22 protein-coding genes are annotated in these 26197 nt (G+C 44.7%); 5 read left to right on the forward strand and 17 right to left on the reverse strand.

Annotated features, from left to right (window positions below):
- Positions 1-121 precede the first annotated feature (121 nt).
- On the forward strand, positions 122-1351 hold the full coding sequence (locus tag BV455_RS06860) for a hypothetical protein (protein ID WP_244404589.1): 1230 nt from the start codon (positions 122-124) through the stop codon (positions 1349-1351).
- 252 nt (positions 1352-1603) lie between these two features.
- Here BV455_RS06860 and BV455_RS06865 read toward each other — a convergent pair whose 3' ends face one another.
- The 10 genes from BV455_RS06865 to BV455_RS06910 form a co-directional block, all read right to left on the reverse strand.
- Entirely contained in the window at positions 1604-3184 is a 1581-nt protein-coding gene (locus BV455_RS06865) for a SagB family peptide dehydrogenase (protein WP_042408828.1), read from the reverse strand.
- Positions 3185-3195: 11 nt separating this feature from the next.
- Positions 3196-5139: a TOMM precursor leader peptide-binding protein gene (locus BV455_RS06870; protein ID WP_042408831.1), complete on the reverse strand. Its 1944-nt coding sequence runs from the start codon at positions 5137-5139 to the stop codon at positions 3196-3198.
- Positions 5139-7109: a putative thiazole-containing bacteriocin maturation protein gene (locus BV455_RS06875; protein WP_218687877.1), complete on the reverse strand. Its 1971-nt coding sequence runs from the start codon at positions 7107-7109 to the stop codon at positions 5139-5141. Before BV455_RS06875 ends, BV455_RS06870 begins: the two co-directional genes overlap by 1 nt.
- A 158-nt stretch (positions 7110-7267) precedes the next feature.
- Positions 7268-7558 carry a heterocycloanthracin/sonorensin family bacteriocin gene (locus BV455_RS06880; RefSeq protein WP_071997939.1) on the reverse strand — a complete coding sequence of 97 codons (291 nt, stop codon included), beginning with the start codon at positions 7556-7558 and terminating at the stop codon, positions 7268-7270.
- A gap of 645 nt (positions 7559-8203) precedes the next feature.
- On the reverse strand, positions 8204-9580 hold the full coding sequence (gene rlmD / locus BV455_RS06885; RefSeq protein ID WP_218687878.1) for a 23S rRNA (uracil(1939)-C(5))-methyltransferase RlmD: 1377 nt from the start codon (positions 9578-9580) through the stop codon (positions 8204-8206).
- 336 nt (positions 9581-9916) lie between these two features.
- On the reverse strand, positions 9917-10837 hold the full coding sequence (locus BV455_RS06890; RefSeq protein ID WP_017434367.1) for a diacylglycerol kinase: 921 nt from the start codon (positions 10835-10837) through the stop codon (positions 9917-9919).
- A 122-nt stretch (positions 10838-10959) separates the two neighbouring features.
- The gene (locus BV455_RS06895) at positions 10960-12483 is read right to left on the reverse strand and encodes a flotillin family protein (protein WP_017434368.1); all 1524 of its coding nucleotides are present in this window, start codon (positions 12481-12483) and stop codon (positions 10960-10962) included.
- Complete coding sequence (locus BV455_RS06900; protein ID WP_042408843.1) at positions 12480-13040, reverse strand: NfeD family protein; 561 nt, start codon at positions 13038-13040, stop codon at positions 12480-12482. The genes BV455_RS06895 and BV455_RS06900 overlap by 4 nt, the downstream gene beginning before the upstream one ends.
- Before the next feature lie 586 nt (positions 13041-13626).
- Positions 13627-14841 carry a S1C family serine protease gene (locus tag BV455_RS06905; protein ID WP_026078384.1) on the reverse strand — a complete coding sequence of 405 codons (1215 nt, stop codon included), beginning with the start codon at positions 14839-14841 and terminating at the stop codon, positions 13627-13629.
- The gene (locus BV455_RS06910; RefSeq protein ID WP_218687879.1) at positions 14838-15287 is read right to left on the reverse strand and encodes a PepSY domain-containing protein; all 450 of its coding nucleotides are present in this window, start codon (positions 15285-15287) and stop codon (positions 14838-14840) included. Before BV455_RS06910 ends, BV455_RS06905 begins: the two co-directional genes overlap by 4 nt.
- Before the next feature lie 169 nt (positions 15288-15456).
- Between BV455_RS06910 and BV455_RS06915 the strand changes: the two genes are divergently transcribed.
- From BV455_RS06915 to BV455_RS06930, 4 genes are all read left to right on the forward strand, one after another.
- Positions 15457-16119 (forward strand): response regulator transcription factor, encoded by a 663-nt coding sequence (locus BV455_RS06915; RefSeq protein ID WP_218688023.1) that lies wholly within the window; start codon positions 15457-15459, stop codon positions 16117-16119.
- Entirely contained in the window at positions 16109-17485 is a 1377-nt protein-coding gene (locus tag BV455_RS06920; RefSeq protein ID WP_017434374.1) for a sensor histidine kinase, read from the forward strand. Before BV455_RS06915 ends, BV455_RS06920 begins: the two co-directional genes overlap by 11 nt.
- A gap of 231 nt (positions 17486-17716) precedes the next feature.
- Positions 17717-18208 carry a hypothetical protein gene (locus BV455_RS06925; protein WP_218687880.1) on the forward strand — a complete coding sequence of 164 codons (492 nt, stop codon included), beginning with the start codon at positions 17717-17719 and terminating at the stop codon, positions 18206-18208.
- A gap of 1 nt (position 18209) precedes the next feature.
- The gene (locus BV455_RS06930; protein ID WP_218687881.1) at positions 18210-18866 is read left to right on the forward strand and encodes a PspA/IM30 family protein; all 657 of its coding nucleotides are present in this window, start codon (positions 18210-18212) and stop codon (positions 18864-18866) included.
- A gap of 150 nt (positions 18867-19016) precedes the next feature.
- On the opposite strand, the gene BV455_RS06935 is transcribed toward BV455_RS06930, so the two are convergent.
- The 7 genes from BV455_RS06935 to BV455_RS06965 all read right to left on the reverse strand — a co-directional run bounded on the left by BV455_RS06935 (position 19017) and on the right by BV455_RS06965 (position 26197).
- The gene (locus BV455_RS06935) at positions 19017-19523 is read right to left on the reverse strand and encodes a PTS sugar transporter subunit IIA (RefSeq protein WP_042408848.1); all 507 of its coding nucleotides are present in this window, start codon (positions 19521-19523) and stop codon (positions 19017-19019) included.
- A 25-nt stretch (positions 19524-19548) separates the two neighbouring features.
- Positions 19549-20064 carry a hypothetical protein gene (locus BV455_RS06940; protein ID WP_218687882.1) on the reverse strand — a complete coding sequence of 172 codons (516 nt, stop codon included), beginning with the start codon at positions 20062-20064 and terminating at the stop codon, positions 19549-19551.
- On the reverse strand, positions 20061-20831 hold the full coding sequence (locus tag BV455_RS06945) for a MurR/RpiR family transcriptional regulator (RefSeq protein WP_218687883.1): 771 nt from the start codon (positions 20829-20831) through the stop codon (positions 20061-20063). Before BV455_RS06945 ends, BV455_RS06940 begins: the two co-directional genes overlap by 4 nt.
- 113 nt (positions 20832-20944) lie before the next feature.
- Positions 20945-22273: a 6-phospho-alpha-glucosidase gene (locus BV455_RS06950; protein ID WP_218687884.1), complete on the reverse strand. Its 1329-nt coding sequence runs from the start codon at positions 22271-22273 to the stop codon at positions 20945-20947.
- 161 nt (positions 22274-22434) lie between these two features.
- A complete protein-coding gene (locus BV455_RS06955) occupies positions 22435-24036 on the reverse strand; it encodes an alpha-glucoside-specific PTS transporter subunit IIBC (protein ID WP_042408857.1) in 1602 nt (533 codons plus the stop codon).
- A 287-nt stretch (positions 24037-24323) separates the two neighbouring features.
- Positions 24324-25397 (reverse strand): ABC transporter substrate-binding protein, encoded by a 1074-nt coding sequence (locus BV455_RS06960; RefSeq protein ID WP_042408861.1) that lies wholly within the window; start codon positions 25395-25397, stop codon positions 24324-24326.
- Entirely contained in the window at positions 25394-26197 is an 804-nt protein-coding gene (locus BV455_RS06965) for an ABC transporter permease (protein WP_042408865.1), read from the reverse strand. The genes BV455_RS06960 and BV455_RS06965 overlap by 4 nt, the downstream gene beginning before the upstream one ends.

The raw sequence follows: 26197 nt of genomic DNA on the forward strand, positions 1-26197 counted from the left end.
GCTATCTCATTCTCCGAATATTAAATTGCCTAATGTTGATAATATAAACGCTTACTCTATAACTAACTTATGATCCTACTCATATATTGAAATAATTAAAGTGGAAAGTAGGTGAAACATATTGTCTGAACATAAGAAAAATATGCAACAGGTGAGAGTGACATGTGGTTGCACCAATATGCAAATCGTGAAAGTGCATGGACCTCTGCCAGCAGACACTGCGTTAGCTGCTGTTAATGCCGCAACCACTGTTCCGGAAATGCGAGCCGCCATTGAAAATCCTTTGCTTGGATTAAACCTTACAGAATATAACATGTTATCAGAAGCAGCTAAAAATGATGTTGCCCAGCAATTGCTCAATAATCGGCCTGCTTCAGGTTACCCTTCCGTTGCTAGTGTCCAAGCCGCTCTTGATCAAGCCGTAAATCAAGTTGTCGGTTTAGCTGCTGTCAACGCCGCAACCACTGTTTCGGAAATGCGAGCTGCCATTGAAAATCCTTTGCTTGGATTAAACCTTACAGAATATAACATGTTATCAGAAACCGCTAAAAATGATGTTGCCCAGCAATTGCTCAATAATCGGCCTGCTTTAGGCTACCCTTCCGTTGCTAGTGTCCAAGCCGCTCTTGATCAAGCCGTAAATCAGGTCGTTGATTTAGATAATATTTATGTTCAAGCTGGTGCTGTTGGTGGAAATGGCAGTAGAGCAAATCCTTTTGGAACCATTCCTCAAGGAATTGCCGCGGTGAATCCAGGTGGAACTGTTCATATTCTAAGTGGAACGTATCCAATTACATCACAAATTGTCGTCAATAAGGCTGGAATTACTTTAAAAGGAGAACCGGGTACCCTGCTATTCTTACAAGCGAACATTATTGCAATGCTAATTACTGCCCCAAATACGACAATCGATGGTTTAACGATGACAAGCAATATTCCTTATACAAAAGAATTTATCCAAATTGGTGGAAATAATACGACAATCATCAATAATACCATTTACGGGCCACCTCAAGCATTGCCTATGAGCAGCTGGATTGTTAACAGAGCCATCGTATCTCAAGGAGGCCTTGCTATTTCGGTGATGAATAATACTTTCCATTCTTTAAGGACAGGAATGTATATTAATCCGAATGTGACAGGTCCTATTAACAATAATGTGGTTTACAATACAAAAGGAGGATTTTTAGTAGACCGTGCATTCACCACCTTCTTAGGAAACTCATGGGGAACCCCACCGAATGAATTTGATATTGTTTTGCTTGTAGGTACAACATCTGGTCCTCCATATGATAATCTTGCTCTATTAAGTGCACTTAATAATAATGCAACCATCTCGGATCAAAGATGAAAGAAAGAAACTAGAAATCCATTGTCAAAGGCAAAGGTTTGAGGGATAAGGGTCTTTCCTTTTCTCTCAAACCTTTATCCTTGCTAAAAGCACAACTTTACCGAAATAGTCATTTTCGTTTACCAAAAAACTGTCGAGTCGCTCCTTGAAAAGTTGAATATGAATATCCTCTCTTATGTTAATAACGGCAAATAACCATAAAACTACCATATGTTTACTCGAAACAAAACCAAAGCTTTACTCTTGGCTCTCCTAGCTACGCAAACTCCCTTTTAACCAAGCGCGAGAACGATAGGGTCCGATTGGAATTTGGATTAAGCTTGTTTTCCCTCGCGAATCGATCTTGTAAAGTTTATCACATAAGTTCACATCAAATCCGAGAAGCGGATGCCCACCCATCCCCATGGCAGACGCCACCAAGAGCAGTCGTTGCACGAACATCCCCGCCTCCATTTGTTGAATGCGGTATCCTCTGTACCCTAATTCCTTTTGCAGGTGATCCCTGTCTCCTACCACATGCAGACAGAGCGGCACTTGGAACAGATTAACATTGTCCATTGACATTCCGTATTGCAGGTAGTGACGATAATCTCCAGAACGTATCCGTCCTAACGCATGAACAGCACTATCATAGTAGTAAGCACCATTTGGAACATCTTCAACGTTATAAAAACAGCCATACAGGGAGACACGGGACGGCGGCTTCTCATATTCTCCATCTAAATCATTTCGATACGTGAAAGAAAGCGTCGCCTCTTTTAGCAAAGTAGCCAATTGTTCTTGACTTACCTTTCCCAAAACAAAATCCATACCTGGTGAATATCGCTTCTGGCAGACGGATGCCAGATCATACGATAACCGCTTCACACAAGGCAGAACTACCGCTTGGACCCCACAGGTACCTTTCTCCTCTACCTTAATCTGCCGAAATGATCGTGATGATTCCAACATCGACGCTTCATTCATTTTTCTCAGCATCGGATAGTCCATGATCCTCCGCGACCGAATATAGTAATGATGCTGAACTGCTGGCAATTCTCTGCACAATTCAGTGGCAGAAACATTTTCTTCTAAGTTATTATCGTTAGCAAACCAAGTGATCGAAGACTCCACAGATAATGCAATAACGGCATATACACTCTCTTCCTGTCCGGATAGTCCAATCAGATGGTTGATCGCCCTATCAAGAAATTGAAAATACACTGTCGATGCGAAGCCGAACTGTTTCGCCACTTCCAACAGCTGCCCGATTAGCACGCCAGCATCCAGCCCTTGCAGGCGATAAGCAAAATTATTGTATTTAAAGAAATTTTTCCAAAACATTGTCGATACAAAAACAATACCGAAACAAGCCGACACGTCACAGCGATTGCCCAAGGCCCTAGTTAGATAGGAATCGAAATTGCCTTCCCGCAACAATACCAAACGATGGTGTGCCACATCGTAATGGTACACTCCTTCTGGAACATCCTCCATTTTCAAATACACGTATAATTCGTTTGGATACAGCGCCCCGCCCGAGGGAACAAACCGCCGGTACAAGTGCATTAGGTTTTCCGCTTGTTCCGTCGGACCCATGGAAAAGGCTAGCTGACAAAATTGAGTAAGGCCGAAAACGTACCAAAGAAAATGACCTATTTCTTCTAGGTCGAGATTTCCAGGCGCTTCCCTTCCCTCGAACGTTAACGGTACTTCTGAAGAAAGCGGAATCACTGGCAAATTGCGGTACAACTTATACGGAAGCGGCGCATCTTCCCAATCTACCTCCCAATCTGGCGGCATAATCTTATCGATGTCAAAATGAAGATGGTGTAAAAACGTATCTAGCTTCATCCTCCCGCCTCCTATGGGAACGGATGGGGATGTGGATTAAGCTGTTCAAGTGTGAGCGGTTGTTTCGTATACCCGAGTTCCATCGGTACCCGGAGCACCCTCTCGAGACCTGTCACGCGGGTAAGGTGATGTCCAAATGTCATCGGTAACATTCCTGGAATCAGTACTTTCACGCAATATAATCCGTTTCTTTTGATTACGGGTGTTGTCTGGTCCACCACAATTACCTCGAGGTTCAATCGTCGAAACTTCTGAAGAATATCCCGCAGATCATCCGTCAAGTCCGCACTCTTCGTTTGCTGTTTGAATTCTTCTTCAAACGTTCGCAACGGACGATTGTCATCCAACAAAAATTGCAGACGTTCCTCTGCTTCCGGCAAACCGTACAGCATGCCATGGTCCTCCATCTGCTGCACTAATAACGGATCATGTAACATTTTCTCATATTTCTTTCGGTTTGCCTCCAATTTCTCGTCAAGCACAAGCATCATGCCAGCTAACTCGTGAATCGCGCTTTTCACCGCCCGTATGGGGTCCGGATGAGCTCCAGCGGCACAAATAAGATTCAACCCCTTTTGTTTTCTGTTTTTCGCCACTGCCCAAACGCTTGGAATCCCGTGCTCCATCGTCGAGTTGAAAAAATACAGATCATATCCCGCCACTGCACGCACACGTTCGACCATCAACTGTAATTCTTTATCGTTAGCGGAACGAAGGTCAAGACGCGGAAGAGACAGCTGCGCATACCAAGTCATTAAGAATGAATCACGCTCCACCACCTCCAAAATGGCATGGAAAATCGCTTCCTCTAAACTCCCGCCTAATGCACATCCGTTGGAAGTTTCGTAGACAAAGCCATCCCCACCTCCTAAACTGTAATATGCGAGCAACTCTGGGACCAAAATCGGACGCTCTTGTAAAAACGAATAGCCCCATACCCAATTCATTGGACGATCAGGATGGAACGGTTTGAACGGAAAATCGGGTCGCGCATACTGTTCCTCTGCATGCACTCCTACCTTTAATGGGTTGAGTGCTTGATCTGCTAGATTTCGGTAACTGTCATAAACCACCGTTCGTTTGCCACGAGGTTCGATGCCGCAATATCTCTCCAATCCCTCCAAAATGGCGGTTAACTCGCTAATCTCATAGGAATGAGTCCGTCCTGCCACTCCCTCGTCTCCTATAAACAACGGCATATTGACAACGACATCCGCAAACGGCAGCACGAAATGATGCATTTTACCATTCAATAATCCAGTTCGGTAATCTAGATAGTCTTTGACCAGTACTTCTTTCAACTCTTCTATCGGACGGCAGCGGTAATTGTCAGCGCTGATCTTTGGACTTGGTTGCAGCGATATTTGGGCTGCTGTCGGTGAATCGTCGGGTAATTGACCACATACCGTACATAATGGGTCGGGCAGAAAGAAGTGACATGAGTTCTTTAATGTTTTCAGGTTGATTAGGAACACCTTTTCTTCTAAGTGGGCACGACTGCCTTCTAACACCCTCTTCGTTTCCGCGGCGATCAGGTAGGCCATCTGCAAAAGTCCAGTTCGTGATACCCATGCATCACGTTGTATTCCTCCTTGCACCGCCATCATCTGTTGCAGCTCCCACATTTCCTTACGGTCGTACCCCGCTATAAGGCGTCGCATATCAGCACACTGAGAACATCCCGGTGTATTAGGGCGAACTAGCGGACCGATCACGCCCTCACCAAATGAAACGAAGCCCCGAAGCCATGGAATGCCTAACGGTCGTAGCACCTCTTCCGCCTTGTGATGAGCGGAGGGATGCCAAGCATCGTGCAACACTAGAGCCAAACCCGTTTCTTCCGGAACTCCTTTCTCGAAATCAATTTGCCGAACCACCTGATATTGAACGGACAATTTTTCATACACAAAATCTGCCAATACCCCTTCTCCAACCATCAATACGCAAGCACCCATCAGAAATTCTCCTTTCTTAACAGCACGCCAAACACCCCTGCCAGTTCCTCTTTCAAAAAAGGTTCTATCGCTAAATCAAAGACGAAAAGTCGTATCCTATTCTGTTTCAAGACCTGCATGGCGGACTGCAAGAGCTCCAATTGTGCCGTTTCTTCACAAGCAGGGATCTCAAGTCTTAATGGCTCCTCTTCGTTTAGAAGAATGGAGGAATCATCCAGCACTTGTATTCGAAGTGAAGCCGCTTGAGCTTGATTTTGTGCATCCATAAGCGCCTGCTCTAGCGCTTTCCGCAGCGCCATTGTGATATTCAAGCCGGCACTGCCATACCAGCGGCCTCTCGTGCCGACCCATACCACAGGAAAGCCTGACACCTTCTCTCCCAAACCGATCGTCGGCGGTCCATGCATCGTCGTCAGTGCCTGCAAATAAAAACGGCAGTGCTCATCCCCCACCGTACCCAACCATGCCCGAAAAATAGGTTCCCTGCGATTAACTTGCCGTTTGCACAGCTCCTCGTCCAAGCACTTTTGCAATCCCCGGCAAATGCCTTCCGCAATCGTTTCCCCTGCCCCGACACCGATAAATTCCTGTGGTGTGATCACACCAACTTCTTTTTCGCGGTTTAAAGATGCCTTAACAAGTAAATCTATCATTGGCGATACATACGCTTCAATCCCAGCCAACCCAGCTTCCCGCCGTGCCTCCTCATGTGTCAGACCCGCACAGACAACTTCTGGAAGCAGCTCAGCCGGTCCCTCCGATAGTGGGTTCACAGCTTGAACGCAGCACTGGGCCAACGGAAGCTGTTTCAAGCCGCCTTCCTCCCATATATGGAAAATTCCTGATTCTGCGGATGTCAATTGATTGAAATAATGAAACAATCTACTCGGATCACTGCGGCTCGAATTCTGTTTCAGCCTCCAATCCAGATCTTGAATCAATTCAGCCGCCACACATTCATTCGTCACCATTGGATGTTGTATGAACGAATGCCAGTCACCTTCCAATGTTTCCAGATCGAGAAGGAAAAACTGATTTCTCTGTTCCGATTTCGTCACTCCTGTAACTTTTTTGAATAATTCAAATACTATCACATTTGCCAACATCGCTCCCGCTGTTGAAGAAAAAGTTTGCGACGGTCGGTCTTCGCGAAGCGCGGATCGATGTATGCGACGCCATGCAGACTCCCAGCATCCCTCAGAGTCCGGATGCACTAATGGACCAGCTAAACCCACTTGCTGCAAAGATATGGCAGGGAGAAACCCCTTCTTCTCCTCCCTGCAAACGGCATGAAGGGCCCGCAGCTCCTCTACATTGCCTTCCTGCGAGACATATAAAATCCACTCAAATGGCTGTACCACTTCTCGCCAAGAACTCTCCCCCGCTCCCTTCTGTAGAGTTATCTCCTCTATTGCTACTTCGGAGTCCGTTTTGCGGGCATTCTCCGCCAGTTCCTTCAACCGCATTCGATTAGTAGGCATCGAATCTGTAATCAGAACATGGAACTTAGGCAATCCTGATTCGGTCAACGCAGAAACCAATGAGACCAAAAATGGGCCAGAGCCGATTGCCAATACTTTAGATTGACGATATACTTGAAAACGGAACGCACCGGAATCAACGAAACTTTCTATAAATTCAATTTGTGAAGCATACTTTTGGAGGATCTTGCTGTCCAATTGATGCGGACGGTCTTGGCTCACATCCCGAACAAAGCCGTTTTTGTACAGAATTTCTGCAATTTCATACACCCTGTTCCGATATGGGGCCGATAATCCTTTTGTCAATTCTCCCAATGTGTGCTCTCCGTTAAACATGGGCATCAGTTTTTCAATCCACTGATAAATTGTATTGCCTTTCATACGAAATGAGCTGGAGTTATTCCTAAAATACACACCACCGTTTGGATCAGGGATAAAAAACGTGTCTCTTTTCACCTTCAGACGCGAGGAAGCGTTCAGATTTTTCATTCTACCCCTCCGTATCCGTGAGTTGTTCCTAAATGCGTAGTATCATTTTATGTACATCTATTTGTCCTTTATGTTCATTTCATAAAGCGGGGCCCCTGCAGAGAATTACGCAGGGGCAGTCCATTCTTCTTAGGTAATCACCTTTTTGTGCTAGGGGACTAGAAAGTTCCGCCAAAACCTCCCCCCCAGCAATGGAAGCAGCTAAAGCAACTAAAGCAGTTGAAACAACGGCCAAAACAATGTCCAAAACAACGGCCAAAACAATGTCCACCGCAACGGCCAAAACAATGTCCACCACAACGGCCTCCGCAACGTCCTCCACAGCGTCCACCGAATTGACGAGCATCATCAACCAAATAGGTCTGGGTTTGAGGATCCCAAACCATCACCTCATCCGCCGCGAAATCATCCAACCCTAACATTTGAAGTTCATCTTGGAAATTATACATTTCACACCATCCTTATTAAATTTTGTAGTTTCTGGCGACTTAACCAGAGACAGGGATGAGAGTAGAACGAAAGTAATCAGAAAGATATCTGCAAATTCAGATAAATCCACCGACTACTTCGAGTACTCTCATCAACAAGCTATGTACTCTGTTGGGTGGTTGTTACTGATTGAAGTGCCTATTTTACTGATTGAAGCGCCTATTTCATTGAGGCTTCGTAAAACCGTATGAACCTCTCTCGCCTTCATTCCATTTAGATGATCGAGCGGCTGTATTGGAGAAAATAGCCTTTCGCCAATCGAAGACATTCATTCCAAATGTGGGCGGACTCCAGATTGCAGTCGTACAATCGCTCCAAATCCACTTTGAATGCTCGGAAGAACACTTTTTAGCCAAGAAGCGTGAAAACTACCTTCTTTCCTTCCTCATTGGATGGGTTAGTTATAAAACATATGTTCGTTTTTGTGAATCAAAAATTTCCCGATTCATCTCCCCCTTTACTCCGTTTAGAGGAAGGGAGACTTCTCGGGAAAATGTTAAAAACAAAGGCTGGAGGGATAAGGTTTTCCCTTTTCCCTCAAGCCTTTTTCCAACCATTTATCAAAATTTTATTTCGACTTTGGCAGGAGTTTTTTTATTTAGTTTCTACAACTTCAAGGTTAGTTTAGCGACACACTCCACATGCGCGGTATGCGGGAACATATCAACCGGCTGCACTTCCAATGTTTTATACCCGCCGTCTTCGAGAATTCGTAAATCCCTTGCCAATGTCGCCGGGTTGCAGGAAACGTACACAACGCGCTTCGGCTTCATGGCAATGATGGTTTGTAAAAGCGTTTCATCGCAGCCTTTGCGAGGCGGGTCGACAACGATACAGTCCGCGCGGATGCCTTGTTCGTACCATTGCGGGATGACCGCTTCCGCCTCGCCGACGGCAAATTCGACGTTGGTGATGCCGTTTAATTCAGCATTGCGTTTTGCATCTTCAATCGCTTCCGGCACCACTTCGACGCCGTACACTTTTTTCGCTTTTTTCGCTAAAAACAAGGAAATCGTACCAATGCCGCAATAAGCGTCGATCACCGTTTCCTTTCCCGTCAAACCAGCATATTCGAGTGCCTTTTCATATAGCACTTTTGTTTGTTCCGGGTTGACTTGATAGAAAGATCGAGCCGAGATCGCGAATTTAATGTCACCGATGTAATCGTAAATGCATTCGGCTCCCCACAATACTTTCGTCTCGTCACCCATAATCACATTCGTCTTTTTTGGGTTAATGTTTTGGATAATCGATTTTACATTTGGCACGGAGTCAATAATTTCTTGCACAATTTTCTTTTTATGCGGCAACTCTTCCGTGCGGGTAATGAGGACGACCATGACTTCTTTCGTCGCCGCCCCGTAGCGCGCCATAATATGGCGGAGCACCCCTTTATGCGATACTTCGTTATAGGCAGGGATGCGGTATTTTTCGCAAATTTTTTTCACCGTCTGTACGACGACATCGTTCATTTCCTGCTGGATGAGACAGGCATCCATATCGATAATTTCATGGCTGCGCTCTTGGTAAAATCCCGCGACCAGCCCACCTTCGCGCTCGCCGACAGGCACTTGCGCTTTGTTGCGGTAGCGCCATGGGTCTTTCATGCCGATGACAGGATGAACGATGACATTTTCCAATTTGCCGATACGCGCCATTACTTCTTTCACATGTTTCTGTTTTGCTTTGAGCTGTCCTTCGTAGCTTAAGTGCTGCAGCTGGCAGCCGCCGCACTGCTTGTAAATCGGGCACAGGGGCGCGACGCGGTCCGGGCTTTGCTCATGCAGCTCGATAAGGCGTCCGTAGCCATATCCTTTTTTCACTTTGATGACTTTGATTTTCGCCTTCTCGCCCGGCAGCCCGTTTTTGACAAAAATGGGAAACCCGTCAATTTTAGCGACTCCTAAACCGTCATGTGTCAAATCTTCAAATGTCACATCATAATATTCGTTTTTCATTACTGGTGCTTCGATGTTTGCCATTGTTCTTCACCTTTCGAGGAACTAGCTCTGCTATATCGTCTTTTGAACTTTTTATCCAAGAATCACGATGTTTTCCGACTGTCGGTGACCGAACAACAGCCTGCTTTGCAGACAAATATATTTGTCTGCCAGCGCGTTGTTCGGTCATCTGCCACGCATTAGCGTGACGAAGGCAAATCAAAGACTTGCCTCCGACAGTCGAAAAAATCTGTGACAAACTTCTTATCCATCAGAAGTCTTATATAGACATATTAAGCGTAATCAGTATCCATCGTCCACACAGTGCTGTCATGATTGTAGCACACAATTCTGTGCAGCACAAAAAGAGAACAGGGATTAGTACCCTGTCCTCATTTGCTCTGCTTTTTCTTTAGATACCAATACTTCCAAATGCCGGTACAAATTGACGAATTCCCCCGGAAGCATGCCGCCGAACTCTCCGTCTAAATTTAACTGCATCGGCGACATCACTTTAATGCGGTTTGCTTTCGTGTAAATGAGATTTGGGTCATTAATATGTTCGCCGCGCGCCGCGAGCGTTACAAGCCGGATAAACTCAGCCAAATTCGTTTTCTTTAAAATAATTAAATCAAACATGCCGTCATTCAAAGACGAATCCGGCGCCAGTTTTTCAAAGCCGCCGACCGAGTTCGTCAGCGACACTAAAAAGAGCATAATTTCGCCTTCAAATATTTTGCCGTCATATTCAATGCGCGCTTCTGTCGCTTTGATCGACGGAAGCATCTCGATTCCTTTTAAATAGTAGGCAAGCTGGCCGAGCATGGTTTTTAATTTGCTTGGCACTTCATAGGTTAATTCGGTTAAACGGCCGCCGCCGGCAATATTAATAAAATAGCGGGTTTTCCCTTCATTCATGACGCAGCCGATATCGATCGGAACAGCTTCCCCGTTGGCGATAATGTCGCATGCCCTTTCGATCGAACGCGGCACGCCGATCGCGCGGGCGAAATCGTTCGTCGTCCCGACTGGAATAATGCCAAGCTTGGGGCGATAATCTTGATCGGCAATCCCGTTGACGACTTCGTTGATCGTTCCGTCCCCGCCGGCAGCCACCACTAAGTCAAATTCGCGCTCCACTGCTTTGCGGGCCGCTTCCGTCGCATCGCCCGCCCCGGTTGTCGCATGGCATGATGTTTCATATCCCGCTTTTTCCAATTGTACTAATACTTCCGGCAAATGCCGTTTAAATATTTCCCGGCCTGACGTTGGATTGTAAATGATCCTTGCACGCTTCATCGTTTCATCATCCTACTTTATTAATGTCAATTCCACTATTTAACATAATAGCGGAATCGCCCAGCGGTTGCAACGATGACATCTCTCCATCAAGAAAGGGCTGATCGTCTCAGCCCCTTTGATTATTGCCCTGCTGTTTTCCGTTGCTCCGCCGCTTCTTCATTCGCTTGGGCGCTTGACGGTTCCACATTTCCTTTCGCCGCAAAGTTTTCTAACAATTGTTTCACATCGATCCCCGCGGAAGCTTTCAATGTTTCCTGCAGGCTGGCCATTAAGTTGGTCGCATAGCCGGTGATGCGGTTCGCACCGCCGTTTGTGCTATTAGAACCCGTATCGACAATCGTAATTTTATCAATATTGGCAAGCGGGCTCGCCACTTGTTTTGCGTATTCTGGAAGCATTTTGATGATCATGTCGAGAATCGCCGCTTGACCATAACGCTCGAACGCTTCGGCGATTTTTTGTTTTGCTTCCGCTTCCGCCAAACCTTTCAGACGGATAATTTCTGCCTCGGCTTCCCCTTTTGCTTTTTCTGCTTCCGCTTTTGCCAATCCATCGAGACGGATGCGCTCCGCTTCGGCTTTCGCCATTGCTTCGATCCGGTATTTTTGCGCGTCCGCTTCAGCTATTAGCTTCGCTTTTTCCGCCGCCGCGGCTTGCTCAATCGCATAGCGTTCGGCGTCCGCTTTTTTCTTCACTTCCGAATCATATTGCCGTTCGCGGCGCAAAATTTCTTTTTCTTCCAATTCGATTTGCTTTTGCCGCTCAATAATTTTAATTTGCATTTGCTGCTCGGTGACTTCCTGTTTCGCTTTAGCTTCTTCCAAATGATACGCCTGATCGGCGCGCGCTTTGGCGATATCTTGTTCCCGGCGGAATTCGGCAAGCTTCAATTGATTGATTTTTTCCGCTTCCGCGATTTCCGTCAGGCGCTCGAGCTCCGCTTTGCGCGCTTCTTTATCCGCTTCTGCGCGTTTAATGCGTGTTTCTTTTTCCGCTTCCGCCGTCGCGATATCGGCGTCGCGCTTCACTTGGGCGATGCGCGGTTTTCCGAGCGCGTCTAAATAGCCGTTTTTATCGCGCACATCTTTAATCGTAAACGAAACGATGACAAGCCCCATTTTTGCCAGGTCTTGCGAGGCGACGCGCTGCACTTCTTGCGAAAATTTATCGCGGTTTTTGTAAATTTCCTCCACCGTCATCGAACCGAGAATGGAACGAAGATGGCCCTCTAGCACTTCCTTCGCTTCATTTTCCATATCCTGGCGTGTTTTTCCTAAAAATTGTTCCGCTGCTGTGGCAATCTCGCCGATCGAACTGCCGACTTTAATGATGGCGACGCCGTCCGCCATGACGGGAACTCCTTGTTCCGTATACACTTCCGGCGTTTGCACGTCTAGTTTAATAGAAAGCAAGCTGAGCGGTTCGGCCTGCTGGAAAATCGGCAGGACAAACGTGCCGCCGCCGCGGACAATTTTAATTTTATTGCCGGATTCATCGACATGCACATTTTTGCTTCCTAAATAACTGCCTGTCACAATGAGCGCCTCATCTGGGCCGACCGTACGGTAACGGGTGATAAAAATGGCGATTAATCCGACAAGAAGCAGTACAACCACTCCAATGACTACTAACAATGGCGTCATTCCATATATCCCCCTTTATGTAATGATGAAATATCATATGGATCGTGCTTCGCCACCACGGCGACGCCGTTTTCCATTTTCACAACGATCACTTCCGTTCCGGAGGCAATTTCTTCGTTGTTTATGCTTTTGGCCGCTTTTGAAACCGCGCCGCTTTTGCGCGTCAATAAAATTTCGCCAAATCCATCACGCGGAACGGTGACGATCACTTTAGCAAGCGAGCCTTCCAAGTCCGTATCGGAATAGTTTAACGATGTTTCTGCCGACCGAAGCGGAATAAAGACGAAAAAATGCAAAAGCAATACAACAATGAGTGCAATTCCCCCGCTCATCGCCGCAATCAACCAGGCAGGCAGCTCCGTATATCTTTCTAACAAAAAACCGGATGCGCTGCCAACTGTGAAAAATGATAAAACGAGTTGCGGGCTAAATAACGGATGATCGGGCAGCTCGAAAACGCCATCCACCACATCGCTAAAGAAAATATATAAGAGTGTCAAGCTCCCGCTTACAATCAGGACAGCAAGATACACCGTTTCCAATGGATAGCCGAACACCCCCGTTTCCCCCTTCCCTCGTCATTTACCTTATCATACGAAAGACATCTTGCTTTAGTTTCATCCATTACATTTTTTCGACAACTTTCCTCATATTTCCTCTATCTTTTTCAAAAAATACCGTTTGCACGGTACAAACAAGGTCCGTTTACCACATACATCGAATGTCGCTACATACTAATCGTTGTTTGCTTTAACATGGATAGGCAATTGCAGCGCGCTCTTTGGATGTTGCTTTTTCTTTCTCCATGCGGCAAATAAAGCCATTCCATAAAACGCCATGTAGGCGAAAAAGCGCGGGCGACCCCTATGCCCGCGCTTCCCTAGAGGCGATGCATTTCTTCCCACACAGTGATGACAACCACCAGCGCTTTTTCATTTTCATTTCTATGTCAAAACTTCTTATATAATCCATTTTTTAATCACTCAAAAACGGGAAATTAAGCTATTTGTCCTATATTTACATAATATTCGAAAAGTTTAATTATCATTCCTGCAAGCCAAAAGTAGTATGATGCACGGTATAAACGGTTGTTTCGAAAAAAATAGCCTGTCCGTCCATGCGAACAGGCATCAGTGGATATCATTATGATTCGCTGTCTCCTCTCGCCCGCAATGTAATGGAAGTTGTTTTCTTTTCTCCATTGCGATAAAAGACAACCCTCACTTTCTCACCAATTTTCGTTTTCGTATATAAATATCTTCGCAACGCACTGACGCTGTCTACCTTTTGCCCATTCATTTCGACGATGACATCTTTCGATTGAAGTCCCGCATCCGCAGCTGGAGAGAACGGTTCTACCGCTGCCACCGCCGCTCCTGCCGTTACGCTGTCTGGCAATTGCAGCTGTTCTTTTCGCACCTCATCGGAAAGATCGGCGACATCCACAAGCTGCACGCCAAGATACGGACGCTTTATTTTCCCATATTGCATCAGCTGTTCCACAATCGGCTTGACATCTTCGCTTGGAATGGCAAATCCTAATCCTTCCACTCCCGTTTCAGAAATTTTTAAACTGTTAATTCCTATCACTTGCCCCGCACTATTAATAAGCGCGCCGCCGCTGTTACCCGGGTTAATCGCAGCGTCGGTTTGAATCACGTTTAACTCCCATTCGCCAGCAGAAGTGGAAACGGGCATGGTTCGCTTTCCGCTCACAATTCCTTCCGTCACCGTCCTCGATAAATCAAGGCCAAGCGGATTGCCGATCGCCGCAACTGGCTCCCCGATCCGCAACTTGGACGAGTCACCGAAACTTGCTACTTTGGTGACGCGGCTGCCATCAATTTTTAATACCGCTAAATCCGTTAGCGGATCGGCTCCTACAATCTCTGCTTTCACCTTTTTGCCATCAGCCAGCGATACTTCTACTTTGTTCGCCCCTTCAATCACATGGTTGTTCGTGACAATATACGCGGTATTTCCATCTTTTTTAAAAATGACTCCCGAACCGGTTCCCGCTTCCTGGTCTTCTGTACGATCAGAAAAGAAATCTTCCTGCTTTTGAATGTTCACGACACCGACAACGGCATCCGTGACGTTTTCAATTGCGGTTATCATATTATTGGATACGCTTCTCGTCGGCTGCAGCGGGAGAGCCTCTGTAGATGTAGAAGTGCCGGTCTGTTTCGTTTCTCCTGCAGATGACGAAGGTGACGAAATGCCAACCTTCGGCGCAGCGTATAACGTAATCGCACTGCCAAGCACCGCCCCAGCAAGCGAAGCGGCAAGCCAAGAAAAGAAACGGCCTTTTTTCGGCGGTCGAACGGTTTGTGGTTCATATGGTGGCATCATATTCATATCCATCGTTCCTTTCTCCTTTCTTCATCTGTTGTTTTATTCCGTGGGACAGGCAATGGCCGTTTTCTTTTGCGATGGCGCTGTGCCACAAGCAATCGAAGCGACACATAAATTCCTGATAGCGTTAATAAAATAATTGCCACAGCGGCGATATCAATCGCCCATTTAACATTGAAGGAACCAAGTCTCCCCTCATGCAGTCCGCGGATGATGCCAGCAAGCGATTGTACAGACCCGCCCGCTTCCCGTACCTGCCTGCCCTCTTGGAAATTGTTGAAATGCTCTGGTGTCGATGAATTCGGGGAAAGGAATTCGCGATGTTCTCCCCTTTCTTGCTGACCAATCAGCCACGGCTCTGCCAGCAAAAGCCCTGTCACTGCCTCCGTTAGCAGGAAAATAGAAGTAATTAATCCTATCCATAAATGCGCTTGCCTGATTCGTTTCACTATACGATTCCTCCTTTAATCTCGTCGGAAAACAGTATAAGCAAAAAAAGTGAAAATATGGTGAAAAATTGATTTTTGTCAACCCGTTTCGCGTTTTCATCGATTTTTCACGAACATCTGTTATGATTATTCATAAGGAGAAACGGAAATGAGAAAGGAAGAAAAGACGATGAAAATCTTGCTTGCTGAAGATGACTTGTACCTAGGGGAATTAATCGTTCACCTGCTAAAGAAAAAAGGTGTTGACCATATCGATTGGGTGCAGGAAGGAGAAGAGGCATACGATTACGCGCTTGCCTCATTTTACGATGTATTGGTGCTGGATTGGATGCTGCCAAACGGGGACGGCGTGGAGATTTGCAGACGGCTTCGGGAAAACGGCTACACGGGCGCCATTCTGATGCTAACGGCAAAAGATGCGGTACAAGACCGCGTAGAAGGGCTGGAGGCAGGCGCCGATGATTATCTCGTCAAACCTTTTGAAATTGATGAATTAATGGCTCGCCTTAAAGCGCTGGCGCGGCGCACATTCCTGCCGCTTCAGGAAGACATCGTGCATTTCCATGGCTTCGTGTTAAACCGAACGAGCCATACCCTTCACCGCGGCAACGAAGAAATATTATTGACTCCGCGCGAATTTCAAGTATTAGACCTTCTTTTACAAAACCGCGGACACGTCGTACCGCGTGAAACAATCCTTGACCGCGTATGGGGATGGGATACCGATGTGTCGATGAAAACGATTGACGCCACCATTAAACTATTACGGAAAAAGCTAAAAGGAGAGATCATTCAAACGGTGCGCGGGGTGGGATATAAAATTGATAAATAAATGGAATGATTGGCTGCAGAAAATCAAAAACAGCGACCTGTTTCACCGCACGCAATGGCGCCTGACCGCATTATATAGCGGTATTTTGATGGTGTTTCTCACTTTATTTATCGCAATTGCTGCTTTTCTTTTTTATTTGGTTGCCACCAACGACCAAGAACGGCGGATCATTAGCTTGGTCAATCAAGAACAAAAAGCGATCGAACAGTTTCTGTTGAAACAAAGCGATTTTGATTTTTTTGACGAGGAAAGCGTCGTATTATTAAACGAGGATCAATTCTTTTTTTACGTCGTAGGCACGGATGGACAACTGATTGCGGGAGATGAGGTCAACAAATATATGAGGCCGTTTTTATTAAAAGCCTTGCAAGAATCAAGGGTAAATGAACATGTGCCTACTTATGTAACAGTCGATATTCCTGAACAGCTGGCTGCATTTACCCGCCTTCATTCCCATGAATTGCGGCTTTTGACCGCCGCACGTCCCGTTGTTCTGCATGGAAATGTCATTGGCATCTTGTATGTCGGCGTGGATGTCACATCCTTTTTTAACATCTTTCGCTGGCTATTAGTCGTTTTGATCGGTCTAGCTATTTTATTTATCGGCGTTGCCGTTGTATTAAGTTATTTTATGTCCAAACGGGCGCTTATTCCGATTCAAGAAGCGTATGACCGCCAGCGGCAGTTTGTCGCCGACGCATCCCACGAGCTGCGGACGCCGCTTAGCGTCATTTTTTCCTCTGTCGAAGCACTCGCAATGGAAGAAGAAGTAACGAAAAACGAATTTGCGCACAAGCTGTTAACGCGGCTTCGGGAAGAACTCAAACGGATGACAAAGCTTATCAATGACTTATTGACGTTAGCGCGTGCAGATGCAAAACATGCCTCCTTGCAGTTGGTCAAAGAAACATTTGATTTCCGCCCGTACGCTGAACGCACGCTCCAGTTATTATCCGAATTAGCGGCAAAAAAACAAATTCAAATGCATCTTCACGCTCCCGAGTCAATCATCATTACCGCCGATGCGGACAAGCTGACACAGCTTTTATATATATTGCTTGACAACGCGATCAAATATACTCCCGATCACGGCGAAGTCTCTTTATCTCTTCGCCTGGAGCCTTGGAAACAGCAGAAACGGCTGACGATCTCGGTAAAAGACACGGGAATCGGCATTCCTCCTGAAGCAATCCGCCGCATTTTTGACCGCTTCTACCGTGTCGACAAAGCGCGCTCGCGCCAACAGGGCGGTCACGGGCTCGGCTTGTCGATCGCCAAATGGATCGTTGATGCGCACGGCGGCACGATTGACGTGCAAAGCGAAGTCGGCAAAGGAAGCGAGTTTATCGTCAAAATCCCGTGCTAAGCGTCTTCCGATCATGGAAGGCGCTTTTTTTTATAAAAAATTTTTTGCTTTCGTTTTTTCACCTAATTTTCTCTTTTCTTTTTTACAATGCAAACTGCACGAGGGAAAAACCAAAAAACATTCCCCTTTGCGTCCATGTCCGCGATCTTTTCTAAGCGCTGGCTTTATTCGCGGACAAGCGAAGCACCGCAACACCGTCCACACCATATGGAAAAGGAGGTGACAGCGTGCATGGAAAAAAGAACAGCTGTCCTGCTTGCCGTTTTGTTTCTTGTGGGATACGGGGTGATGCATATGATTCCGTTTTGGTTTGGAAGCCGCTTGATCATTTTCGATATGGACATGCCTTATTACGGCGGACCGTTTGCCGGGCATCGCCATTTTGCCTTCTATCAAGGGCCAGCGGGCATGATGGCTCCCCATGTCTGGATGATGTTTGGAATCCTTGTCTTTCTTTTTCACCTATCGTTGCTTGTCATCGGCTGGGTATGGTGGAAAACGGCAGGATCTTTTAAATGGCTGGGATTGGCGTTGATGGCGTGGGGGCTCATTGGCTTGCTGCCGAAATGGGCATTGATCGCGTTGGCGTTTGTCGCTGCTTATCTTCTGAAAAAACGCCAACAGCAACAGACAAGCTCCATCGGATCATGGCCAACGCCGTCCATTCAAGCGGCACATATTTTAGATGAATGGGAAAAAAACATAAAAAAGGAGGATTCGTAACATGGGATTATTCCGCCGTGTCAAAACGATGATACTTGCTGATTTGCATAAACTGGTCGATCAATGGGAAGACCCGATCGCCATGACAAAACAATACTTACGCGAACTCGAGGAACATATTCAACAAGGCCATCAAGCCCTCACCCAGCAAATACTCGCCGAACAGCGCTATGAAACGTTGATCGCGCAAACGAAAGCGATCATCGAAAAGCGAGCTCGCCAAGCAACATTGGCGCTCGAACGGAACGAAGAAGCGATAGCGAAGCTCGCGCTGCGGGAAAAACTATTGTATGAGAAAAAATTATCCGCCTATGAGCAACAATACAAAACGGTGAAAGAAAAAACCGCATACGTGACAGAACAATTAAAACAGCTACAGGAAAAATATGACGAGCTTTCAGCAAAACAATTAGAATTGATCGCACGTGCCAACGCCGCCAAAGCGCTGAAACAGATGGATGCCTCCCTCGCTTCCTTCCATCCCGATCACGCGCTGCGCGGATTCGCGCGCATGGAAGAACGTATCCTTGCTTTAGAAGCGGAAACCACCGCCGCCCGCCACTTCTTGGCGTCTAAACATTATCGCCCTTCCTCTCTGGAAGAAGAGGTAGAAAACGAACTGGCCAAATGGAAAGAAGCGCAAGCAAAAACAAACTAATCAATCCCCCCCTTTTTATATAGATGGGTGGCTGATCCTCAAAACTTTCGGGATCAGCCACCTCTTTATTTCTATTCTTATTGCTGGCAACACAACCGGCTCGTACCTTTGTCTGTAGGCCAGCTTGATAAAACAGATCGATGTAGCTGTTCAATTCACTTTTACACTGCATTTCATTATTACATCCCCTCTTGTTACTACGCTATTCTTTGCGATATATTCTAAATCTCCCGCTTTATCAAGCAGATTGGTAATAACAATCGGGGTTACGATTTCTTTATGTTTTTGCTCTAAACAATCGAGGTCTACATTCAGTAAAGGGTCTCCCACTTTCACTGTTTCGCCGGCGCTTACCGCGACTTCAAATCCTTCCCCATTTAGCTCTACAGTCTCTAATCCAATATGAATAAGTATTTCTAATCCTTCCTCTGAAACGAGGCCGACTGCATGCTTCGTAGGGAAAATTTGCACAACCTTTCCGTTAATAGGGGAAACTACTTTTCCGTTTTTCGGAATAATCGCTAAACCGTCTCCCATCATTTTCTGGGCAAATACAGGGTCAGGAACTTCTTCTAGCGGTATTGCTTCCCCATCAAGCGGGGAATGTATTTCCACTACTCTCGTCTCTATTTTTTTACTAAATAATTTTTTCAGCATATCTCAACCCACTTTCTATCCGTTTTTAAAATGTAATTTTAATGAATAAAAATAAACAAACGATAGAGAGAAAAAATACTAATGTACTACCGAAAAGTCTCACACATGCTCCTTTATGTTTGAGCTCTATCTTTCCTTCTTTTAATAACGTTGGTTGTTCTTTTCTTTGTTGATGCAAGCCGAATAAGAGAATGATGCTGATCAAGAGATTGCCAATAAGCAATTGAGATGCGGCTACCATCCACAATATCACATATGATAACTGGACATATTTTTTGTTTTCTAAATCATTTACCGCTACTTTGGTTAATACAGCAAAAAAAGGATTTAGCATCGCTATAACAAACATAATGGTGATGATCGGCTCGCGGATTACCGGAGTGAAAAAGGTTTGGTGCGTATGAAGCGTCACTAAGTACAGGTAAGTGACAAAAATCAATGGTACTGTATAAAAAAAGTAAATGGCTGCTTTAAAAAATACAGTGCTTTTAGCCATGATGGCCTGAGAATTCCAAGCTAAAAAATTTTTCGATTTTCTCATGACGATTCACCAGTTTTTTCATTGATTTGCAGTTGCTTGAGATAATCGACATAGTGACTAAAAAGCATTTCTCCTATAATAAAAAAAGAAGCAAACGTGTTAAGTTTAGTGCCATCGCTTAATTCGCTGCTCGAGCTATTGGCATACAAGTTAAAAGGAGCCATCCTTGCCAACCGATTATTTTTTAAGTTTGTTACTGAAATAAATGGTATTCCTTTCGCGACCAATGACTGTACTGCGGAAAAAATCGTCGGAGTATCTCCAGAAAAAGAAATAATAATGACTAAATCATCTAGCGTCAGGTCTTTAATTACCATTTCAAATTCCGTTTGCGCCTGAATGACATGCAAATATTTTTGTACGGCCAGAAACATTCGTTGTAATTCAAAGGCACAATCTAATTGCGCCGTACCGGTTCCATAAATAAATATTCTTTGCGCGTGATGGATTAATTTGCACATTTCAGAAAAATCTTTTGTCTTGATATACTTTAATGTTTCGAGAATATCGTTGCTTAAAATTTCGACTTGGCTTTTATCGCTATTGTTCCCTTCTTGTTCCTGCCATTTCAGAAACACACGAAACTCACTATATCCGCTAAACCCAAGCTTTTGGGCCAATCTTAAGATGGATGAACGCGAAACATTGCACTTTTCTGCTAAACTGTTGATTCCTAATTTGTGGCATTCGCTTTTATGATTTAAAATATGGAAATCGGTCTCATTTAGCCGATTATAATGTTTATTAATCAATTCTTCGATTTTCATTGTTTGGCCCTCCTTCCTTTAAAAAAGTTTACTAAATAACTATTTCTTTTTAAAGGAAGGAGGAGGAATGAAACAAAAAGACGAAGTGCTGTACTTTTTGTTTCGTATTCTTTTTAATGCAATTCTGGCCAATATCCTTTATTTGCTTCGATTAAATCATCTAATATTTGTTTTGCTACTTTCGCGCTTGGTACTGTTTTAGATAGTGTTATAGCTTGCCATAATTTTTGGTAAGATCTTGTTATCCATGCTTCTACCACTAACTTTTCCACAGATACTTGTTGTTCCATTAATCCTTTTTGGAATTGCGGGATTTCCCCGATCGATAGCGGTTCAGGCCCGTTGCTGCCGACAATGCATGGAATTTCCACCATTGCAGTCGGGTCAAAATTAGAAATAGCCCCTTTGTTCTCTACAATAAGCAACATTCTTTCATGAGTGTTATAGGCAATGGCGCGCGCTAAATCAACAATGTATGAAGCGTGTTCGTCAATATGAAGAGCGCAGCCTTCTGTTGATTGGTTTTCAATGACTTTTTTGCATTCCGTAAATACAAATTTTTCGCGTCCATCCATTACTTCATTTGCTCTTGTATAATTCGGGTTAGAATGTGCCACTACTTCATCCGGGAACAAATAGTATTTTAAATATGTGTTCGGTAATGTATCCGGATCTAACGCATATACGTCTCTCGCTTTTAAGAATGTATCTTGCCAGCTAGCATCAACATGCTGATTGTCCCCACCGTCGTTTACAAGGTATCCGTACTTTGCAACATGCTCCTTTAACTTAGGCATTAAATCATTTCCTTCTTTGTCGCGAATATCTGTCCACCATCCAAAATGGTTCAATCCATAATATCTTACCGTCATTTCTTTGCGGGATTTTAATCCTAAAATCCGCGCCATACGTTCTTCAATCGAAACAGGCATATCACAAATGTTAAGTATTTTCGAATGAGGACGGAGACGGCGCATTGCTTCAGCTACAATCGCTGCTGGATTGGAATAATTGAGCATCCATGCATTAGGAGAGTATTTTTCCATATAATCAATTAATTCTAATACTCCTCCAATAGAACGCATTCCATATGCAATTCCACCTGGCCCGCACGTTTCTTGGCCTACCACGCCATATTTCAACGGAATTTTTTCATCTAATTCACGCATAGCGTATTTTCCAACCCGAATGTGGGCCATGACGAAGTCAACGTCGGTAAATGCTTCTTCCGGATCAGTAGTAGCGAGAAACTCAATTTCTGGAGCTTTTTCTCTTAAAATAACTTCACACGCTCCGGCAATGATATCTTGACGTTCTTTATCAATATCGTACAATTTTAATTTACGAATTGGAAATTTATCTAAGTTATCCAATAACATTAACACAATCCCCGGAGTAAATGTGCTTCCCCCACCTGCAATCAAAATGGAAAACTTTTTCATTTTTCTTCCTCCTTTTTATAGTGAGCGCTTTCACTACTGTTATAGCAAACCGAAAATATGGGAACAATGGATTCCAGCCATTCTGGACCTAATCACACTTTCCGTTCTTTTTCACATTAGATAAGAATTTTCCCATCTTTTTATCCATTATGAGATGATTGTTATGACCCTGTTTTAAATCCCTTTTCTTCTAAAGCTTTCTCGAACTGCTCTCGCACTTGCGGAACCGATAAACCAACGATCACTTGAATTGCTTTGCCATTACGAACGACACCATGGGCCCCTGCAGACTTGAACACACTATCCGGCGCGACTTTTGATTCATCATTTACACTAACGCGAAGGCGTGTGGCACAATTAGTAACCGACACGATATTTTCAGGACCACCGAGCGCATCTAAAAATTGCAATGCTTGAACTGTATAGCTGTTGCTACTGACATTTTGGTTAGCCTGTTTTTTTGCTTTATAATCTGCTTTCGTATATAATTTCGTCTCTGATGAATCATCCGCTTCGCGTCCCGGCGTCGCAACATTAAATTTAAGAATCAAATATCGGAAAACAAAGAAGTAAATAATCATAAACGCGAAACCGATTGCCCATTGGATGAGATAAGTCGTGCTGTGATATTTAAATAGTGGAATCCAGTTTGCCGTAGCGATTTCTAGCAGTCCCCCGCCCATATTTCCTACAACGCCGAATGCATACATCACCGCTGCCATTGTGGCTGCTAAAATTGCATGAACGGCAAATAACCAAGGTGCCACAAACAGGAAAGTAAATTCAATCGGTTCTGTAATTCCAGCAATAACAGCCGTTAAAGCGGCAGAGATTAATAGCCCTGAAACTTGTTTTCTTTTTTCTGGTTTTGCAGTAACATACATCGCTAATGCAATGCCTGGAATACCAAAGATTTTAGACATCCCATGCAATGCAAATCCGCCTTCTGGAAACATTTGTTTTAAAGAATGGGCAGATGTTGCGTATTCTGATAAATGCTCCATCCAATACTTAGCGATTCCTCCTTCAACAACCGCAGGACCAAAGACAAACGGACCGTAGATGAAGTGATGCAATCCTGTTGGAATAAGGATGCGCTCTAAAAATGTATACAACCAAACCCCAAACACTCCCGAACTTGCTAAAAATCCTTGTAAAGATGCGATGCCATGTTGTACGATTGGCCAAACATATGCTGTTATTAAAGCAACTGGAAGCATCACAAGAAACGCAATAATCACCACAAATGATGAACCTTGAAAAATGCCAAGAAAATCAGGAAGTTTCGTATCGAAATAGCGATTATGAAGCGCTACAACAATAGAAGATATAACGATCGCTCCAATAATGCTCGTATCTAATGTTTTGATTCCCGCAATCATTGTCAAACCGCTAACTCCGCCAGCTTCCTGGCTGAAATCTACACCAAATTTATCTCCCCAAAGAGTCAATATCGCGTTAATAAAATAGTTGAAGGTTAAATAAGTAACAATCGCTTCCATACAAGCTCTCGCATGGGCCTTTTTTGCCAACCCAATCGGAATGCCTATAACAAACAATAACGGCATTTGTCGGAAGACCGTCCATCCACCCTCTTCTACTACCGTCCAAAACTTGTACCACATTCCATTCGGATCAGCAATGGACCCCATGATATCAGGATTTTTAAATAAGATGGTCAAGCCAACGACTATACCAGCGAACGGAAAAAGCAATACCGGTACAAACATGGCCGCACCAAACCGCTGAATTTTTTGCATCATGTCCACTCACTCCCCCTTCTTAGGCTTTCATTTGAAAATGCAATGAAGATGCACCTTTTTGATAGCGCTTTCTTTTTTCTTTATAACATGATTGTTTTTGATAAAACAATAAAGCCGAAGCAAGCTGTTCGTTTTCACTTCTCTTGTTCCTTTTCCCAAAATTCAAGAAAATTCCCGAAATGAGCAGCTATATATATGAGCAGCTATATAATGGAATACTAGAGCTATGCCCACCCCCACTTTTAAGAAAAGAAAACAAAATGGCCTTTTCCGTATTGGAAAAGACCTTATTTCCGATGCATTTTAAACTGCAAAAACAGCTCGTTATAATATGCGAGCATCCGTTTTCCTAAATTCTTGTACACTTCCAAATTCCCGATGGAGTCAAAATCAGGATAAAACCGTTTATCTTCGGTGATCTCCTTTGGCATATAATCAAGCGCTTTTTTATTTGGCGTCGAATAACCGACATACTCTGCGTTTTGTGCGGCGTTTTTCGGGTCAAGCATAAAATTGATAAATTTATGCGCCCCTTCAATGTTTTTCGCCGTTTTCGGAATCACCATATTATCGAACCATAAGTTCGATCCTTCTTTCGGCACGACGTAATCGAGCTTATCATTTTCCGCAATAATTTCCGCCGCATCTCCTGACCAGACGACACCGATCGCTGCTTCTTCATTCGCCAAAAGCATTTTAATTTCATCACCCACAATCGCTTTGACATTCGGCACGAGGCGGTCTAATTTTTCTTTCGCTTCTTTGAGATGCTCCTTGTTCGTATCATTCAGCGAGTAATGCAAGCTGTTTAGCCCCATGCCGATCACTTCGCGCGCGCCATCTACCAATAAAATTTGATTGCGCAAATCCGGATCCCATAAATCATTCCAACTGGTGATTTTTTTGCCGCCAAGCATGCCCGGATTATAGACGATGCCGACCGTCCCCCAAAAATACGGAACGGAATAACGGTTGCCAGGGTCAAACGACAAATTTAAAAAGCGAGGGTTGATATATTTTAAGTTTGGCAATTTGGAATGGTCGAGCGGAATAAGCAGACCGTCCTCTTTCATTTTGCTGATCGCATATTCCGACGGCACGGCGACATCAAACGTCGCGCCGCCTTGAGCGATCTTCGCCATCATTGCCTCGTTCGAGTCAAACGTTTGGTAAATCACTTTTATGCCTGTTTGCTTTTCAAATTTTTTGATGAGCGCGGGATCAATATAGTCGCCCCAGTTATAAACGGTTAACGTATTTTTCCCCACATAGCCTTCCGTCCGATTCAACGCAAGCGAAACATAGTAAAGCAATAGTGCGGCGCCAAATACAGCGGCAAAAAAGATGGTCAGTTTTTTCATCTACGCCGCCCCCCCATTCCGGATACAGCACTTTTTTGGCTGATGAAGTAATAGCCGATGACAAGCGCAATCGTCAATAAAAACAACAGCGCCGACAGCGCGTTAATCGACAGCGAAATGCCTTGGCGCGCCCGCGAGTAAATTTCTACTGACAGCGTAGAAAAGCCGTTTCCGGTCACAAAAAAGGTGACGGCAAAATCATCGAGCGAATACGTCAGCGCCATGAAAAAGCCGGCAAAAATCCCAGGAGTAATATACGGCAGGACGACTTTCGTCAGCACATCCCATTGATTCGCTCCTAAATCACGCGCTGCGTCGATCAATGTCGAACTCATTTCCTGCAGTTTCGGAAGCACCATGAGTACCACAATCGGCACGCTAAACGCAATGTGGGATAATAAGACAGAGGTAAACCCAAGCTGAATGCCGATCATCGTAAACAAAATTAAAAATGAGGCGCCGATGATGACATCGGGACTGACGATCAGCACGTTGTTTAACATCAATAATATTTGCTTCATTCGCCAGCTTTTCACGTAATAAATCGCCAATGCCCCCATTACGCCAAGAATCGTGGAAATCGCTGATGACAGAAGGGCGATGGTGATCGTATTCAGCACAATAATCCATAGCCTCGTGTCATGGAGGACTTCTTTATACCAGTCTAGCGTCACTCCCTCAAAATCATGCATCGTACCGCCGCTGTTAAATGAATAGTAAATTAAATACACAATTGGCATATACAAAATGACAAAAACCACTGCTAAATATACTTTTCCCCATTTGTGATTGCTTCGCAT

The organism is Parageobacillus caldoxylosilyticus (assembly GCF_019272935.1).
GTDB classification, from domain to species: domain Bacteria; phylum Bacillota; class Bacilli; order Bacillales; family Anoxybacillaceae; genus Saccharococcus; species Saccharococcus caldoxylosilyticus.